Source organism: Streptomyces sp. KL116D (genome assembly GCF_030766975.1).
GTDB classification, from domain to species: domain Bacteria; phylum Actinomycetota; class Actinomycetes; order Streptomycetales; family Streptomycetaceae; genus Streptomyces; species Streptomyces longispororuber_A.
Genome location: NZ_JASERH010000023.1, coordinates 48,500 through 66,633, shown reverse-complemented (window position 1 = coordinate 66,633; position 18,134 = coordinate 48,500). Strand labels below are relative to the sequence as shown.

The following is an 18,134-nucleotide window of genomic DNA, read 5'->3' as shown; positions in this document are numbered from 1 at the left end:
CGCCGCCAGCGTACGAGGATTGCGTTGACATCGTCAACGACACTTCACAAGTAATCTGGACCGTATCGGTGTACACTCCGTGCGGGATACTCACCTTCGACCAAAACGCACTACACGGGGAGCAGCAGTGAGCCTGGAGCAGGTCGGTGGACGATTCCGGATCACCGGAGACCTCGGCCGGGGCAACATGGGCGAGGTCCACCGGGCCGTGGACGAACAGGCCACACCCGGTTCAGCGCACCATGAGGTGGCGGTCAAGACCGTGCTGCGCAACCGCACCGGCCTGATGGTCGACACGGCGGAGGGCAACAAGGAGACGCAGCGCTTCCACCGCGAGGTGAAGATCATGCGCATGCTCTCGCAGGGGCACCCGAACCTCACCCACTTGATCGCCGGCGGCGTCGATGACGGACCGGGCGGCAGCGGCCTCCCCTATCTGGCGATGGAGCTGCTCGACGGCCACACCCTGAGTCTGCTGATGGACGACGAGCCACAGCTCCCGGTCTCCTGGGTCGCGGCGATCGGCGCGCAGATCGCGTCCGGACTGGCCGCCGCGCACACGGCGGGCGTCGTCCACCGCGATCTAAAGCCGGCCAATGCGATGCTGCTGCGCGACGGCACCGTGAAGATCCTCGACTTCGGCATGGGTTCGATCGTGGACGACCCCGACCAGACGCGACTGACCAGCACCGGGGTGAGCGTCGGCACGGCCCGGTACATGGCGCCGGAGCAGTTCCGCGCTGAGCCGATCTCCGCCGCGGCCGATCTCTACGCACTCGGCTGTGTCCTCTACGAGATGCTGATCGGCCGTCCCCCGTTCTCCGCGCGGACCGCCTACGAGTTGTCCGTACAGCACCAGTACGACCCGCCGCCCCGGCTGACCATCGTCCGGCCCGATCTGCCGCCGGCCCTGGTCCGGCTGGTCTCCCGGCTCCTGGAGAAGGAGGCGGAGAACCGGCCGGAGAACGCCACGCTGGTCCGCGAGGCGCTGATCCCGCACGCGCTCGCCCCGGACGAGACGGTCGACCTGCTGGCCCCGGAGTGGACGGCGATGGACCCGGTGGCCCGGCTCCGCGCCGAACTGCCGCAGCCCGCCGCCGTAAAGCCGGCCACGGTGCCGCGCCGTGCGCCCCGACTGCCGGAAACCATGGACGTCTTCGGCATCCACGCGAATCTGATCGACGAGTACGAGAACTTCACCCGCAGCGCCACCGTCATCCGTGACGCCCGGATCGAGAACTTCGTCGAGGACGATCTGGCCTCGAAGTCGCAGTGGCCCGACCCCTGGCTCTCCCTGAATCCGTTCTTCGCCGACGGCGGCCAGGTCACCGATCTGGTTAGGGACGGGATACTGCATCCCCGCTGTGCCGAGATCTTCCAGGCCGGCAAGAAGGAGGACGCCCGCCGCCCTGACGGCCGGCCGCTCACCTTCCACCGCCATCAGCGCGAGGCAGTCGAAGCCGCCCAGGCGGGAGACTCGTACGTACTCACCACCGGCACGGGTTCCGGCAAGTCACTCTCCTACATCGTGCCGATCGTGGACCGGGTGCTGAAGGAGCGGGACGCGGCCGGTCCGGGGGCCCCGCGCCGGGTACGGGCGATCGTCGTCTACCCGATGAACGCGCTGGCCAATTCGCAGCTCAAGGAGTTGGAGAAGTATCTGCGGCACGGCTTCGGGGAGGGGCGCGAGCCGGTCACCTTCGCCCGCTATACGGGCCAGGAGGACGAGGAGCGGCGCAAGGAACTGCGCAAGAATCCGCCGGACATTCTGCTCACCAACTACGTGATGCTGGAGCTGATGCTCACCCGGCCGGACGACCGGGACGGTCTGATCCGCAACGCCGAGGGTCTGCAGTTCCTCGTCTTCGACGAGCTGCACACCTACCGGGGCCGACAGGGCGCGGATGTCGCCCTGTTGATCCGCCGGGTCCGCGAGGCTTGCCGGGCCGCAGAGACTCTGCAGTGCATCGGCACCTCGGCCACCATGTCCACCGAGGGCACCTGGGAGGACCAACGACGAGAGGTCGCCCGGGTCGCGGGCCGGCTCTTCGGCACCACGGTGCTGCCCACCCGGGTGATCGGCGAGACGCTGGTGCGGGCCACCGGCCAGTCCCCTGAGGCAGTTCCCGCGGAGCGGCTGCGGATGCCTGCGGCGCCCCGCGCGTACGAGGCACTCTCCCAGGACCCCCTCGCGCGCTGGGTGGAGTCCCGGTTCGGGCTTGAGGAGGAGCCGGTCACCGGGCGGCTGCGCCGCTGTGCACCGCGGACCATCGAGTCGGCGGCCAAGGAGCTGTCCACGGAGTCCGGGGTCCCCGCCGACCAGGTCCGGGCGGCGATCCGCGCCACCCTGGAAGCCGGTTCGCAGGCGAAGCACCCGGTGACCGAGCGGCCCCTTTTCGCGTTCCGGCTGCACCAGTTCCTCTCCAAGGGCGACACCGTGTACACGACCCTGGAGAACCCGCTCACCCGCCCACTGACCCGCACCTTCCAGCTGGAAAGGCCGGGCAGCGGCGGCATGCCGCTGTACCCGTTGGCGTTCTGCCGGGAGTGCGGCCAGGAGTACCTCACCGTGTGGCGCGCAGAGGGCCGTGACGGCGTCTTCCGCTACGAACCGAGGCGTGACACCTCGGCCTCCGGCGGCCGCGAGGGCGAGGGCTACCTGTACGTCGGGGTGCCGGGCGAGGACTACGTCTGGCCTGCCGATCCGCAGCGGGCCGTGGACGACCGGCGGCTTCCGGAGTCCTGGCTGGAGCCGGACGCGAACGGGCTGACGGTGGTGAAGAAGACCTACCGGGAGCGGGTACCCAAGCACGTCGTCGTGGACGCGCTCGGTGTGGAGAGCGGCGAGGGTCTTGAGGCGGCGTTCGTCCCGGCGCCCTTCCTGTTCTGTGTGCACTGCCAGGTGTCCTACGAGCAGACCCGCGGCCGTGACTTCGCCAAGCTGGCGACGCTCGACCAGGAGGGCCGCTCCTCGGCCACGTCGCTGATCTCGGCCTCCATCCTCAAGTCGCTGCGCGCGGTGCCGGAGAAGAGCCTGGACAAGGAGGCCCGAAAGCTCCTCACCTTCGTCGACAACCGGCAGGACGCCTCGCTGCAGGCCGGCCACTTCAACGACTTCGCGCAGGTCACCCAGTTGCGCGGCGCGTTGTACGCGGCGGTGGTGCGCGCCGGTGAGGAGGGGCTGCGCCACGACGACCTGACGCTGGCGGTGACGGAGGTGATGGGTCTGTCGCCACGCGAGTACACCGGTGTCGCCGACCAGCCGCCGTCCATGGAGCGCCGGGCGACGAAGACGTTCCGGGACGTCGTCGGCTACCGCCTGTACCGCGATCTGGAGCGCGGCTGGCGCATCACGATGCCCAACCTGGAGCAGACGGGTCTGCTGCGGATCGACTACGAGGACCTGGACTGGGTGGCAGCACGTGTCGAGCGCTGGGAGAAGGCTCCCCCAGTACTTCGCGAGATCGACGCGGAGCTGCGCGCTGAGATCGCCCGCACCCTCCTCGATTATTTGCGCCGGGGTCTCGCCATCGATGTGCAGTACTTCCGGGACGACTTCGACGCGCTGAAGGGTGCCAGCGAGGAGCGGCTGACCGGACCCTGGGTGCTCGGCGACAGTGACAAACCGAACGTCGGCACGGCCTACCCGTACGGTTCCAAGCCCGGAATGGAACGCACCGCGCTGTTCCTCTCGCCGCGCGGCAAGTTCGGCAAGTACCTGCGGCGGAACGTGCCCGCGCTGCGCGACGCGACACCGGACGACGTGCAGGGAGTGATCGAGGGCCTGCTCATCGTGCTCCGCGACAACGATCTGGTGCGTGAGGTGGAGGCGACCCCAGAGCGGTCGGGACCGGCGTTCCGCCGGCGTGCGACGGAGAAGCGCATGGGGTACCGGGTGTCGGCCGCCGCGGTGGTGTGGCGGGCGGGTACCGGTGAGACGGGCGCGATCGATCCTCTGACCCGCACCTACAGTCACGGCGAGGGGCCGCGCGTCAACCCCTTCTTCCGCGACCTGTACCGCGACGCCGCGGCCGAGCTGTCGGGGCTCTTCGCCCGCGAGCACACCGCACAGGTGCCGCCGGAGGACCGGCTGCTGCGCGAGGAGGAGTTCCGCACGGCCGACCTGCCGCTGCTGTACTGCTCGCCGACGATGGAGTTGGGCGTCGACATCTCCTCGCTCAACGCAGTAATGATGCGCAATGTGCCGCCGACGCCGGCGAACTACGCGCAGCGTTCCGGCCGTGCGGGCCGTTCGGGACAGCCCGCGCTGGTGACCACGTACTGCGCGACGGGGAACAGCCACGACCAGTACTACTTCCGCCGCTCGGAGGCGATGGTCTCCGGCCAGGTCGCGCCGCCCCGCCTCGACCTCGCCAACGAGGATCTGGTCCGCTCACACATCCAGGGCATTTGGCTGGCGGAGACCGGGATGAAGCTCGGTACGGCCGTCCCGGACGTCGTCGATGTGGCGTACGACCCGGAGAGCCAGGACCGGCCCGATCCGTACATGCCGCTGCCGCTGCACTCGACGCACATCCGTGACAAATCGCTCGACGAGGAGGCCCGGCGTCGCGCGGTCGCCGCCGCGCATGCCGTGCTCGCGCCGCTGATCTCGGACTTCCAGGACACGACCTGGTGGTACGACGAGTGGATCGAGGACTGTATCGAGCAGGCCCCGGCCAGATTCGACGCTTCCTTCGACCGTTGGCGCGACCTGTTCAGGGCCGCCGTCCTCGATCAGTACGAGCAGAACAAGCGCGTGGTGGACCACACCCTCAGCCAGGGCGAGCAGGGCCGCGCCCGCACGCGCCGCCGGGAGGCGGAGACGCAGACCAATCTGCTGCTCAACCGCTCCACCGACAGCAAGTCGGTGATGAGCGACTTCAACCCCTACCGCTATCTGGCCTCCGAGGGCTTCCTGCCCGGCTACAGCTTCCCGCGCCTGCCGCTGGCCGCATACATCCCGCGTTCGGGCAACCGGCGCAACGCCGACGGCGACTATCTGCAGCGGCCGCGGTTCCTGGCGATCCGCGAGTTCGGTCCAGGTGCGCTGATCTACCACGAGGGCGCCCGCTACCAGGTGACCCGGATCCAGCTGCCGCCGGACGCCTCGGGCGACCTGGCGACGGCGGAGGCGCGTCGCTGCGACTCCTGCGGCTACCACCATCCTGTGCGCCCCGGCCTCGACCGCTGCGCGATGTGCGGGACGGAGCTGACGGGGAAGCGCACCGGTCTGATCCATCTGCACACGGTGTACACCACGCCGCGCGAGCGGATCTCCTCCGACGAGGAGGAGCGGCGCCGGGCCGGTTTCCGCCTGGAGACCTCGTACGCCTTCCAGGACCACGGGGTCCGCAAGGGCCGCCTCACGTCGCAGGTGACGGATGACGAGGGCGCCGCCGTCCTCGCTCTGGACTACGGCGACTCGGCCACGGTCAGGATCACCAACCTGGGACGGGTCCGCGACAAGGAGGACGTGCAGGACGGCTACTGGCTGGACCTGGGCGACGGCCGCTGGCTCAACGACCGGGCCGCGGCGGACGCCGTGGAGGGCACGGGGATGCCGGTGGTCGACGAGGACGGCAATGAGAAGCGCCGCAAGAAGCGGGTCCTGCCGTACGTGGAGGACCGGCGGAACATTCTGGTGGCGACGCTGGACGAGCCGCTGCCGGAGCCGGTCGCATTCTCCGTCCTCTACGCCCTGGAGCGGGGCATCGAGGCGGCCTTCGAGCTGGAGGACTCCGAGCTGACGGCCGAACTCCTGCCGCCGCCCGAGGGACCGCGCCGCCGGCTGCTCTTCACCGAGGCCGCGGAGGGCGGAGCCGGTGTGCTGCGCCGACTGCGGCAGGAGCGCAAGGCGCTGAAGAAGGCCGCCCGCAAAGCCCTGGAGATCTGCCACTTCGACCCGGACACCGGCGAGGACCTGGGCGGCCCCGAGGGCGGCGAGGACTGCGCCCGCGGCTGCTACGCCTGCCTCCTGACGTATGGCAACCAGACCCATCACCGCCAGCTGAGCCGTCACGCGGCCCGCCCACTGCTGCTGCGCCTCGCGGGCTCGCACACCGAACGCGAGGACCGGGGCGAGTCGCGGAGCGAGCAGTTCCGCCGATTGACGCCGCCGGCCCGGACCGGGACCGAGGCCCCTGCCGTCACCACTCCGCTGGAGGCCGACCTCGATGCGCTGATCGCGTCGGGGGACCTGCTCGGGTGGCTGAAGGCCAAGGGTTACCGGCTGCCGGACGAGGTCGATGTCCTGGTGCCGGAGGCCGCCGCCAAGCCTGATCTGGTGTTCCGTATGGACGGCGCTCATCTCGCGGTGTTCGTCGACCTTCCCGGCCACGATGCCGACTCCACCCGGGACCGCGAGGCCGGGTACCGGCTGGAGGAGGCCGGTTGGGACGTTCTGCGCTTCCCGGCAGGCTCCAACTGGGACGCTGTCGCGGACGACAACGCGATGTATTTCCAGGCTCGTTGAACCTCCGCACGTTCACCGTCACGACGATCCCGAAGGAACCGAGAGACCCATGAGCCCCACGTACACGGCCGGTTCGCTGGTGACCGCCCGCGGCCGGGAATGGGTGGTGCTCCCTGAGAGCGCCTCCGGCATGCTGGTGCTGCGCCCCCTTGGCGGCGGCGAGGACGACATCGCGGCCGTCTTCCCCGCCTTCGAGATGGTGGAGTCGGCGCAGTTCGCGGCGCCGAGCCCGGCCGACCTGGGCGACCAGCGGGCGGCCGGACTCCTCCGTACGGCACTGCGGATCGGTTTCCGCTCCGGGGCCGGGCCGTTTCGCGCCCTGGCGTCGATCGCCGTGGAGCCGCGCGCCTACCAGCTGGTGCCGCTGCTCATGGCGCTGCGCCAGCGCACGGTACGGCTGCTGATCTCGGACGACGTCGGTATCGGCAAGACCGTCGAGGCCGGTCTGATCGTCAAGGAGCTGCTCGCTCAGGGCGAGGCGAGCAGGCTCGCGGTGCTCTGTTCCCCGGCGCTGGCCGAGCAGTGGCAGGGCGAGCTGCGGGAGAAGTTCGGCATCGACGCCGAGCTGGTGCTCGCCTCCACCGTGTCGCGCCTGGAACGCGGCCTGGAACTGGGCCAGTCGCTCTTCGACCGGCATCCGTTCACGATCATCTCGACGGACTTCATCAAGTCGACGCGCCACCGCGAGGACTTCGTACGCCACTGCCCGGACCTGGTCGTCGTCGACGAGGCGCACACCTGTGTGGCGGCCGACGACGCGCAGGGCCCGGCCACGTCCTCGGCCACCAGTCAGCTCCGCTACGAGCTGCTGCGCCGCGTCGCCGAGGACGAGGCCCGGCATCTGCTGCTGCTCACCGCGACCCCGCACTCCGGCAAGGAGTCCGCGTTCCGCAATCTGCTGGGCCTGGTCCGCCCGGAGCTGGCCGGCGTCGACCTGGACAGCCCGGCGGGGCGGGCGCGCCTTGCCGAACACTTCGTGGCCCGCAAGCGCGCCGATGTCCGCGAGTACCTCACCAAGGAGGACGGTCTCGCCGACGACTCCCTCGCCGAGCGGACCGCGTTCCCCGCCGACCGGTGGACCAAGGACGAGCCGTACAAGCTGACCCCGGCCTACCGGGCGCTGCTCGACGACGCCATCGCCTACGCCCGGGACCGGGTGGAGAGCGCCGGGCTCCAGGGCAAACGGGAGGCGCGGATCGCCTGGTGGTCGGTGATCGCGCTGCTCCGCTCGATGGTGTCCTCGCCGGCCGCCGCGGCCCGCACACTCCAGACCCGCTCGGAATCCGCCGCCGCGCGCACCGCCGGTGAGGCGGACGCACTCGGCGCGCCGCTGACCCGCGACTCCTCGGACAGCGACCGCATGGAGGGCATGGACGTCGCACCGGGTGCCGCCGAGGACGAGCAGGGCGACCCCCGGCTGCGCGAACTCGCCGCCCGGGCAGCCGAGTTGTACGGTCCGGCGTCCGACGCCAAGCTGAAGGCGCTGACCCAGCATCTGAAGTCGCTGATCGCGGACGGCTACAGCCCGATCGTCTTCTGCCGCTACATCCCCACCGCCGAGTACCTGGAGTCGCAGCTGGAGAAGAAGCTGGGGCCGAAGACCCGCATCGCGTCCGTCACCGGCACGCTCTCCCCGCAGCAGCGGCTGGAACGCATCGAGAAGCTGGCCGCCGAGGACGCCGGCGACCCGGCCGTGCGCCGCGTCCTGATCGCCACCGACTGCCTCTCCGAAGGCGTCAACCTCCAGCACTCCTTCGACGCGGTCATCCACTACGACCTGGCGTGGAACCCGACCCGGCACGACCAGCGGGAGGGCCGCGTCGACCGGTACGGGCAAAAGCGGGACCAGGTGCGCGTCATCACCATGTTCGGCGAGGACAACGGCATCGACGGCAAGGTCCTCGAAGTCCTCTTCGCCAAGCACCGGCAGATCAAGAAGGACCTCGGCATCTCCGTCTCGGTGCCCGACGAGACGGCGTCCGGTGTCACCGACGCCGTCGTCGAATGGCTGCTGCTGCACGGCAGGCAGGGCACGCAGGAGGGCCTGTTCGAGCTGGACGGGGCGCAGGAGTCCTTCGACCGCATCGAGCGGGAGTGGAACTCGGCCGCCGAACGCGAGAAGACGTCCCGGTCGAAGTACGCCCAGCGGGCCATCCACCCGGAGGAGGTGGCCCGTGAGGTCGCCGCCGTACGGGCCGCGCTTGGTGGTTCCGAGGAGGTACGCGGCTTCGTCCTGGAGGCGTTGCGCGACCTGGAGGCCCAGGTCCGCGACCCACGCGACGGCACGGGCGACTTCACCGCGCAGGTCGGCGGCACCCCGGCGGGTGTGCGGGACGGGCTGGCGGCGGTGCTCGGCGGGCGGATCGTGGAGGAGGACCGGGAGATCCCGTTCCGTACGAGTCCGGCGATCGGGCGCGGTGAGGCGGCCCTGGTCCGCACCGATCCGGCGGTCGGCGCGCTCGCCTCGTACGTCCTCGACTCGGCGCTCGACGCGAACACGCCGGGCCCCCGTCCGGCCCGCCGCTGCGGTGTGGTCACCACGGACGCGGTCGCCACCCGCACCACGCTGCTGCTGGTCCGCTACCGCTTCCATCTGACGCTGCCCTCGCGCACCGGGGAGCGTCAGATCGTCGCCGAGGACGCGCGGCTGCTCGCCTTCGAGGGCATGCCCGCCCGTGCCCGCTGGCTGGACGACGACGCGGCGTCGGCACTCCTCGGCGCGCGGGCGGCCGCGAACACCCACGAGCAGCTGGCCCGCAACCAGATCACCCGCACTCTGGACGGGCTGCCGGGCCTTGCCGAGCACATCACCAAGTACGGTGTCACGCTCGCCGCCGACCTGGACGCCTCACACCGCCGGGTCCGCAAGGCCGACACCAGCGACCGGGCCGAGATCGTCCGAGGCCTGAAGGTCGTACCGCAGGAGCCCGCCGACGTGCTCGGTGTGTACGTGTACCTGCCGCGGCAGCCTGTAGTTCCTTCCGCCTCTACCGTGACCGGAGCCGAAGCCTGATGTCCGCCGCCACCCGCACCGCACCGGTCTTCACCGCCGTCTCCACCGTCGGCGGTCTCCTCCCCGGCGACATGCTGGTCCGCATCGCCGAGGCGCGGAACCTGCCGGGTACCAAGCCGGCCGACTACGGCCTTCCGAAGTCGGTCGCCGTCCGCGACGAGGCCGAGCGCGCCTGGGAGTACCTCAAGCCGCTCTGGCGCGACCTGCGCTCCGCGCTGCCCGCCGACCCGACGACCGGCGCCCCGGCCGCCGACCCCACGGGGCGGGCCTCCTCGGACTGGCTCACCCAGCTGTTCCGCAAGCTCGACTTCGGCACCCTGAACGAGGTCGGCCCGGACGGCATCCCCGCCGACTCCGACACCCAGACGCGATTCCGCATCTCGCACCGGCACGGTCCCGCGCTGGTCCATCTGATCCCCTGGAACCAGGAGCCCGACAAACGCCCGACGGCGGGCCAGGTACCGCCGCAGTCCCTCGTCCAGGACTGCCTCAACCGCACCGAGGCGCACCTGTGGGCGGTCCTCACCAACGGCCGGACGCTGCGCCTGCTGCGCGACTCGTCGTCGTTCGCGACATCGGCGTACGTCGAGTTCGACCTGGAGTCGATCTTCGACGGTGAGCTGTTCAGCGAGTTCGTCCTGTTGTACTGCGTGCTGCACGCGTCGCGGTTCGAGGTTGCGGAGGGTACGGCGGCGGCCGGGTGCTGGCTGGAGAAGTGGCGCGGCGAGGCCGTCACCTCGGGAGCACGCGCCCTGGACCAACTGCGGCTCGGCGTACAGCAGGCGCTGACCGTGCTCGGCACCGGTTTCCTGCGCCACCCGGACAACGGTCGGCTGCGCGAGGACACCGACCCGAAGGCATTGCAGGCGGCGCTGCTGCGACTCGTATACCGCCTGCTGTTCGTCTTCGTCGCCGAGGACCGCGACGCACTCCTGGACCCGGCCGCCGACGAGCGCGCCCGGGACGCGTACGCCCGGTACTTCTCCTCGGACCGGCTGCGGCGGCGGGCCCGCCGCCGGCAGGGCACGGCCCACGGCGACCAGTACGAGGCCCTGCGCCTCGTACTCGACGCACTCGGAACGGAGGGCGGCCGCCCGGAGTTGGGGCTGCCGGGCCTCGGCGGCCTGTTCTCGCACACGGAGGCGGACGCACCGCTGGACGGCCTGAAGCTGTCCAACGAAGCTCTGCTCACGGCCGTACGGCATCTGGCGCAGGTCCGCGACCCGGGGGCGCGGCGCTGGCGGCCCGTGGACTACCGGCACCTGGACGCGGAGGAACTCGGCTCGGTCTACGAGTCGCTCCTCGAACTGGAGCCGAAGCACTCGGCGACGGACCGGTCGTTCGAACTGGTCGAGGTGGCGGGCAACAGCCGTAAAACGACGGGCAGTTACTACACCCCGTCCTCCCTGATCGAATGCCTCCTCGACACGACACTCGACCCGGTCATCGACGACGCGGTCAAGCGCGGCGAGCAGCGGGCCTCGGCGGACGGGAGGCCTGACCCGGCGGACGACATCGTCGACGAGCTGCTGTCCCTGACGGTGTGCGACCCGGCGTGCGGTTCCGGGCACTTCCTGGTGGCGTCGGCCCGGCGCATCGCCAAGCGGGTCGCGGCCGTACGGGAACACAACCCGGAGCCGACGCTCGACGCGGTGCGGCACGCCCTGCGCGAGGTCGTGGCGCGCTGCATCTACGGGGTCGACCTCAACCCGATGGCGGTGGAGCTGGCGAAGGTGTCGCTGTGGCTGGAGGCGATGGAACCGGGGAAGGCGCTGGGGTTCCTGGACGCGCATGTCCGGCACGGCAACGGGCTGATCGGCGCCACACCCAAACTCCTCGCGGACGGAGTACCGGACGAGGCGTTCAAGCCGATCGAGGGCGACGACAAGAAGTACGCGGCCGGGCTGGTCAAGCGCAACAAGGCCCAGCGGGGCGGGCAGGACGAGCTGCTCTTCGACACCGAGCCGCTGCCGGGCAATGACGCGTACGCGGTCGCGCTGCGGCGGATCGTCTCGGCGCGCGCCGAGTCGCTGGAGGACGTGCACGAGCAGGAGCGGGCCTACCGCGCGTACGTCGAGACGTCCGCGTACGTCCAGGACCTGCACGCGGCGGACGCGTGGTGCGCGGCGTTCGTCTGGCCCAAGCAGGTGGGCGCCCCGGAGGCGCCGACGGACCAGGTGTTCCGCGCGCTGCGGGGACGCGACCAGGCGGGGGTGCCGGACGCGACGCACGCGGAGATCCTGCGCCTCAAGGAGCAATACCGGTTCTTCCACTGGCACTTGGAGTTCCCGGAGGTGTTCGCGGTCCCGGAGGGCGGGGCCGGGGTGCAGGCGGGGACGGGGTGGGCCGGGGGGTTCGACGCGGTGGTGGGGAATCCGCCGTGGGAGCGAATCGATTTCGATGACCAAGAGTTCTTTTCCGTCATCGATCCCTCAATCATGGGGGGAACCACTGCAGCTCGCAAGGAACGCATCCGCGAGGGCATTTCCACCGGGGCCTCTTGGTCAAAGCAATACACTTCAGAAGTTCGCGAGAAGGCTGAACTTGGCGCATACTTCACCCGCTGCCAACAGTTCCCCCTCACCGCAAAAGGGCGCCTAAAGACACAAGCGCTTTTCACATCACGGTCACTACAACTCGCCCACCCACACGGGAACTCTGGATTGATTGTAACCACCAGCGTACTGACAGATGTCCCGCTGAAGGAATTCTGGGAATGGCTTCGCGACTCCGGAACAATCAAACTCGTACTTGATTGCGAAAACTCGAAAGGCCTTTTTCCGGCCGTTCACCCTTCCACGAAATTCTCACTACTGACACTGTCCTCATGCGGCACACGAGAAGGCTCTGACCATCTATCCATGGGCGTCTATCTTACATCGCAAGAAGAGCTCCAGGACCCCGATCGCCGATACTCAATGCCATTTAGCGCACTGACCGAGATCAACCCGTTGACTCGACAGCTCCCAATCTGCAGATCGCGGAGAGACTTCGACCTACTGCTGTCACTCACTCGAAGCGCCAAACCTGGGCTTGCAGTCACTCCCTGGGTAGGCTTCACCTCTGAAGGTCATTCAGAGCACTACGCCAGCAGACATGAACCTGATCACCTCCCTCTCATCGAGGGGAAAATGATCCATCAATTTGATTCACATTTTGCCGATTACTTCTCCGGGGAAGTTGCAGACGTCTCCGCAGAGAGAAAGGGGCACCCCAGCGTCCCCCGCTACTGGATGAACGGCGAAACGGTACGCGAATTTCTACGACGGAAAGGGGTGCACAACACCTGGACACTAGCAGTGCGCGATTACGTGCGAGCCGTCGACTCTCGAACCGCGATCGCTTCCGCAGTTCCGGAGGCAGGACTGATCCAGCCGCTGAACGGATTCTCAATCAATGGCGGCCCGCAGGAGCACGCATGGGCACTCGCGGTCGTGAATTCATTCGCGTACGATTTTATGGCAAAGCAGAAGACTCCAGGGCAGCATTTCAATGTAACAATCATGCGACAAATCCCAATCGTTTGGGATAAACGGCACGAACCCTTCGTCACGCGCCGAGTCCTGGAACTCGCATTCACCTCGCCGGACCTGTCAGGTTTCGCGCGCGACCTCGGAGATACCGGCACACATTTTCAATGGGTCGCTTCACGACGAGAAAGGATTCGCGCAGAACTGGATGCCTTTCTATTCCATCTACACGGAAGGGAAAGGAATGACGTCGAATACATCATGAACTCATTTAGAGTCGTTCGTGAAACCGACGAACGGTCCCACGGCACGTACCGCAGCAAAGACCTGATCCTCGCCGAGTACGACCGCATGGCCGCCGCCGGCCTCACCCTGGAGACCCCGCTCGACGAGAGCGAGTCCGGCACGTACCGCTCCACGCTCACTCCGCCGCCGGGGCAGGGGCCGCGCCACCTGGCCCTCCAGGAGGGCTGACGCCCGGACACGACGAAGGGCGCCGTCCGCAGCTCAGCAGACGACGCCCTTGCGTTCGTCAGCGTTCCGACGCGAACCGACCCCACCCTTCACGGCCGACCGCGAAGGCCGGACGCGCCACATCCTTGGAGTCCCGTACGTGGACGGCCCGTTGCTCGATCGCGACCTCCACGCAGTCGTCCCCTTGACTACCGCTGTAGCTGGACTTGAACCAGAACAGTTCCGCCGTTCCGCTCGTCATCGCTCTCCTCGCAGTCTCTCCAAAAGGGCCCTGGGGTCCTGAGGGTTGAGGGCCTGCGAGCGCAGTGTGTCATAGCGCTGATGGAGGAGGCTCACCTCATTTGCGTCCGAGATGAGGCGTCCACTCTGCTGCCCTTCGGCGTATCCGAACCTCCGCCGATCCGGTTTCTCCAGCAGCCGCACCGGGCCGTCCAGGCAAGCGTGCAGCGCCGAATCCACCGGTACCACCTGCAACGTCACGTTCCGCCGGGGCGTCACCTCCAGCACATGGTCGAGCAACTCGCGCACGGCCTCCGCATCCCCGAACCTCCGCCGAAACACATGCTCCTCCACGATGAAGCTGAACAACACCGTCGGCCGCTCCACCAGCATCCGCTGCCGTTCCGCCCGCGCCGCCGACAGCGCCTCAAGCCGCTCGTCCGTCACCACCGGAATCGTGCCCTCGAACACCGCCCGCGCATACGCCTCCGACTGCAACAGCCCCGGCACCAGCCTGCACTCGTACGTACAGAGACTCACCGCCGTCCGCTCAAGGCGAGCCCACTCCCGGAACCACGCCGCCAGCCCCACCTCGCCCCGTGACAGATGCCGCGCCGCCTTCCGTAGCGCCCCCGTGTTCCCGGTCGCCTCCTCCGCCAGCTCGACGAAGGAGTCGTCCGGCATTCGGCGCCCCAACTCCACGGACTCCACCGCGTGTTTGGAGAACCGCACCAGTTCCCCGAACTCCACCCGGCTGATCCCCGCGTGCTCCCGCAGGGCCTGGACGACCGCGCCGAACGTCCGCAGAGTGTCGGATGGTTGAGGTTCCCGTTCCCCGTCCGGGAACACCTCGGCCTCTTCTCCGGTGATGGTCATCCGCCGCCCCTTTCCGCCGTGCGAGGCCGTGCCCCACGATCACACGCACTCAGAGTGACGGCGTACGCCCCGTACTGTCCACCCTGCGTGCCCGTACACTGACCGCCCGTACGGGCCGCGCCACTCCCCTCCGCGCGCCCGCGGCGGCCAGGCTTGGCCCATGAACCGCACCGCACCCCAACTCCCCTCCCCCACGTTGACGTTCAGGCAGCTCCTGTCGTCCACCCGGCGGGGCGCCCGCCTCGCCCGGTTGCTCGCCGTCACCGAGTTGCGCGCCTGGGATCTGCCTCCGGATGTCACGGAACGTGCCGATCTTGTCGTCGGCGAGCTCGCTGCCAACGCCGTCCTGCACGGCCACGTCCCCGGCCGCGACTTCGAACTCGCCCTGTCCTACGCCCCATCACCCCGCCCCGGCCGGCTGCGCATCGAGGTCTCCGACGCGCGCGGTGACCGCCTCCCCCGCCCCACCGACGAGGACCTCGGGACGATCACCACCGGCGGACGCGGGCTGACCCTCGTCACGCTTCTCGCCGACCACTGGGAGACCGTGCCGCGACTGCCGGGCGGCAAGACCGTTGTCGCTGAACTCTCCGTCTGCGTAGGGACTTTGAGGGTCCGTTGACCACGTCACCAAGCGCCCCATAAGGTCAACTGTGCACCACATGCACCGGGGGGATGGATTCGCTTGGACGGTACCGACGCCACGCACATGCTGCGACAGGCCGAACAGGCCTACGGCGACGGCAGATTCGCGCACGCGGTCAAACTGCTGCACCTGCTGTCGGCGGTACGACACCATCTCTCGTCCGAGGACCGATTCTCCTTCGAAGCCCTGAGCGGCCTGCTCGCGGAACGCGCGGGCAACTGGCCCGAGGCCGTCCACCGCTGGCTCGCCGCCTTTGACGAGCAGGACACGCACGCCGGGCAGGCAGAACAGCCCACGGACGCCAGCGAGGATCGGCCCTGCGACCTCGGCTGCGACTGCGACGTCCGCACCGTGCTCGATGCCCCGGGCGCCGCGTCCGGCGAGCCGCCCTGTCTGTGCTGCCGGGCGCACGCCCTGTGGCGACTGACCTGGCAGGCGGCCTGCCGTGGCGCGCTCGGCGAGGTGCTCGACGCCGTGCCCGACCGCTCCGGGCTGCGGCGCACCGCCGTCCTGCACGCCCTGGCCGTCGGCACGCTCCGCGCCCTCGCGGAACGTGACACGACCGACCCGCGGCACGCGGTGTTCGCCGTCGCCGTGTGGCGTCTACTCCTGGACGAGGAGGACCCGCTCGGGCACCGCACTCTGATCCAGGCCCGTCGCGGCACACCGGTCGAGGACACCACCTGGCAGGACGCGTGCGACAGGCTCGCGCAGCGGATCCGTACAGCGCTGCGTTCGGTCGACGAACGCGATGGCCATGACGTGCTCGGCGCCTGGGAAACCGCCTGGGACGTCGAGGAATCCGAGAACAGCGGCGAACTCGTCCGCGGGCGGCGCGCGTATCTGCGTATGGAGGACTGCTTCGGCCAATGTGCCGGATTCGATCCGGACATCGAGGTGTTCGCGGACGTCGGTGACTGTGTGTGCGACGTCGACACCTGGCAACCGCCCGCGCCCGACACCGCCCCGCCGTGCCTCGGCACGCTGTACGGCGGCCGGCCCGTCAGTGCTTCACCGGTCACCGTGGACTCGGCCGCCCGTCTCCTGGAGGAGCGCGGCGACCACCGCGTACTGCTCGACGCCTACACCCGCCGACACGGCGAGCCCGGCTCCTGGCACGGCGCGTCCCACCTGCCCTGCGCACCGCACCTCGCCCCGGCCCTGGCCACGAGGGCGCGGGAGCAGCACGCGCACGACGATGGGGCCGCCGTGCTCGACGACCTCACCGCGGCGGTCCGCCTGGGCCTCACGACGAACGCGGGCCACCGGGCGATGGCCCGCGAGGCCGGACTGCGTGCGGGCCGGAACGGCAACGGCTACCAGCGGGCCTCACTCGCCCAGCGCGTTCACTGGCTGGAGGCCGCCCTCGCCCTCGCACCGGACGACACCGCGCTCGGCAGGGAACTCGCGGCGACCCTGGTGCGCCGGGGTACCCAGGCGCTGGCCATGAAGGACGAGGACGCGGCCCGCGCCCGGTTCCGGCAGGCACTCGTCGTACGGCCCGGCGATCCGGAGGCACAACACGCCCTGGACCTGCTGGACTTCGACGAAGCCGCCGCCGTCATCAAGGGGGACAAGCGGGGTCGCCGGCCCGGCCTGAAGCGGCTCGGTGAACTGCTGCGCCGCCTGCTCAGCGGTTCGAACGGCGAGGGCTCCGTCCCCGGCATGGGCGAGGTACTCGACTGGTACCAGGACCGCATCACGGACCGGATCGTGGAGAAGGCCGCCGCCGGAGACCGGAGCGGGGCACTCCGGGACCTACGGCGCCTGGACGAGGTGTGTTCAGGGTGTTCAGGGGCGGCGGATCCGCGCCCGATCGCAGAAGCCGTCGGCGGTTTCGTCCACCTCCTCCGCGACCGGGCTCGGCGGCTTCTCGTGGACCGGCCCGACGGGTACACCGCGCAGGTACCGCGTCTGCTGGCCGCCGCCGCCACGTTCGACGGGAACACCGGCACCGAGGCCGAGGACCAGCCCGCACAACAGATCGCCCTCGGCCTCGGTCTCGGCGAGGACCTGTTCCCGGGGCTCTTCGATCTGCCCATGACACCGCCGGACCAGGACGGTCGGACGTACACCCAGGAGATCCTGTGACCACGGCCCACACACCGATGCCGTACTTCGGCCCCACCCTGTTCGAACTCCTGCCGGACGCCAGGCCGGGCACCCGGCCGCCCCTGCTCGCCAAGGCGGTGGCCCCGGCGATCGCCCACGCCCGGCGCGACGGCGCGACGGAGCGGCTGCGCGCCCTCGAAGCGGCACGCGACGCGGCCCGAAGCACAGTCGACGTACTCGTCAGCGAACTCCTCACCCCTTCCCTGCCGCCGACCGACGCTCCGAAGGGCCCGTGACGAACGTGACCACACCGCCGCCGCCCGGCACTGTCGACCCCGGCGAACTGCAGAAACTGCGCCTACGTGTCGAGGCACTGGGGCGCAAACGCAAGGCGGCCGAAGCCCGGCTCGACGCCCTCCTCGCCGCGCTTCTTCCGCTCGACGACCTCCTCGTCGACACGGCGATCCGGTCCGGGCATCTCGGGCGTTCCGGCGAGGACCGCACGGGGGCGGTCGCGGCCGCCGTCCAGCAACAGGCGCATGCCGCGCATCAGATGCTGCGGGCCGAGCTCGCCCGCTACGACGTCCACTCCATGGACCTCGCCGGGAAGGCCGCCGACCCGATGGAGGCACGGGTCCTGGGTGTCGAACCGCACCCGACCGCTCCCGAGGGCACCGTCCTGCGCGAGACCGTCACCGGCTTCCGCCGCGGGACCGAGTGCCTGCGCCGCGCCGACGTCGTCCTGGCCGTCCCCGGGCCCGAACCCGAGCCCGAGCCCGACAACTCTGTCGAGGCGGACAGCGAGACGGCACGGGCACCTCGGAACCAGCCGCGCCGCACCACCCGCGCCCGGCGCCGGTCGGCTCTGCCCCGCAAACCCTCGAAGCGCCGCCGCTGACCACCACCCGT

General features: G+C 69.7%; 9 protein-coding genes. 7 read left to right on the top strand and 2 right to left on the bottom strand.

The window, feature by feature from the left end; all coding sequences use genetic code 11:
* The first annotated feature begins 127 nt into the window (after positions 1-127).
* Genes RBJ77_RS07250 through RBJ77_RS07240 form a run of 3 tightly spaced genes read left to right on the top strand, consistent with a single transcriptional unit; the run spans position 128 to position 13,432 of the window.
* On the top strand, positions 128-6,475 hold the full coding sequence (locus RBJ77_RS07250) for a protein kinase (RefSeq protein WP_372344181.1): 6,348 nt from the start codon (positions 128-130) through the stop codon (positions 6,473-6,475).
* A gap of 49 nt (positions 6,476-6,524) precedes the next feature.
* Entirely contained in the window at positions 6,525-9,488 is a 2,964-nt protein-coding gene (locus tag RBJ77_RS07245; RefSeq protein ID WP_372344180.1) for a DEAD/DEAH box helicase, read from the top strand.
* Positions 9,488-13,432 (top strand): Eco57I restriction-modification methylase domain-containing protein, encoded by a 3,945-nt coding sequence (locus RBJ77_RS07240; RefSeq protein ID WP_372344179.1) that lies wholly within the window; start codon positions 9,488-9,490, stop codon positions 13,430-13,432. The genes RBJ77_RS07245 and RBJ77_RS07240 overlap by 1 nt, the downstream gene beginning before the upstream one ends.
* Positions 13,433-13,490: 58 nt before the next feature.
* On the opposite strand, the gene RBJ77_RS07235 is transcribed toward RBJ77_RS07240, so the two are convergent.
* Together RBJ77_RS07235 and RBJ77_RS07230 are read right to left on the bottom strand one after the other, a co-directional pair.
* Entirely contained in the window at positions 13,491-13,673 is a 183-nt protein-coding gene (locus RBJ77_RS07235) for a DUF397 domain-containing protein (RefSeq protein ID WP_372344178.1), read from the bottom strand.
* Positions 13,670-14,527 carry a Scr1 family TA system antitoxin-like transcriptional regulator gene (locus tag RBJ77_RS07230; RefSeq protein WP_372344177.1) on the bottom strand — a complete coding sequence of 286 codons (858 nt, stop codon included), beginning with the start codon at positions 14,525-14,527 and terminating at the stop codon, positions 13,670-13,672. The genes RBJ77_RS07235 and RBJ77_RS07230 overlap by 4 nt, the downstream gene beginning before the upstream one ends.
* Before the next feature lie 160 nt (positions 14,528-14,687).
* On the opposite strand from RBJ77_RS07230, the gene RBJ77_RS07225 reads away from it, so the two are divergent.
* The 4 genes from RBJ77_RS07225 to grpE all read left to right on the top strand — a co-directional run bounded on the left by RBJ77_RS07225 (position 14,688) and on the right by grpE (position 18,123).
* Positions 14,688-15,149 carry an ATP-binding protein gene (locus RBJ77_RS07225; protein ID WP_372344176.1) on the top strand — a complete coding sequence of 154 codons (462 nt, stop codon included), beginning with the start codon at positions 14,688-14,690 and terminating at the stop codon, positions 15,147-15,149.
* Between the two features lie 87 nt (positions 15,150-15,236).
* Complete coding sequence (locus tag RBJ77_RS07220) at positions 15,237-17,264, top strand: hypothetical protein (RefSeq protein WP_372344175.1); 2,028 nt, start codon at positions 15,237-15,239, stop codon at positions 17,262-17,264.
* Positions 17,261-17,521 carry a hypothetical protein gene (locus RBJ77_RS07215; protein WP_372344174.1) on the top strand — a complete coding sequence of 87 codons (261 nt, stop codon included), beginning with the start codon at positions 17,261-17,263 and terminating at the stop codon, positions 17,519-17,521. The genes RBJ77_RS07220 and RBJ77_RS07215 overlap by 4 nt, the downstream gene beginning before the upstream one ends.
* The gene (gene grpE / locus RBJ77_RS07210; protein WP_372344173.1) at positions 17,518-18,123 is read left to right on the top strand and encodes a nucleotide exchange factor GrpE; all 606 of its coding nucleotides are present in this window, start codon (positions 17,518-17,520) and stop codon (positions 18,121-18,123) included. Before RBJ77_RS07215 ends, grpE begins: the two co-directional genes overlap by 4 nt.
* Positions 18,124-18,134 lie beyond the last annotated feature (11 nt).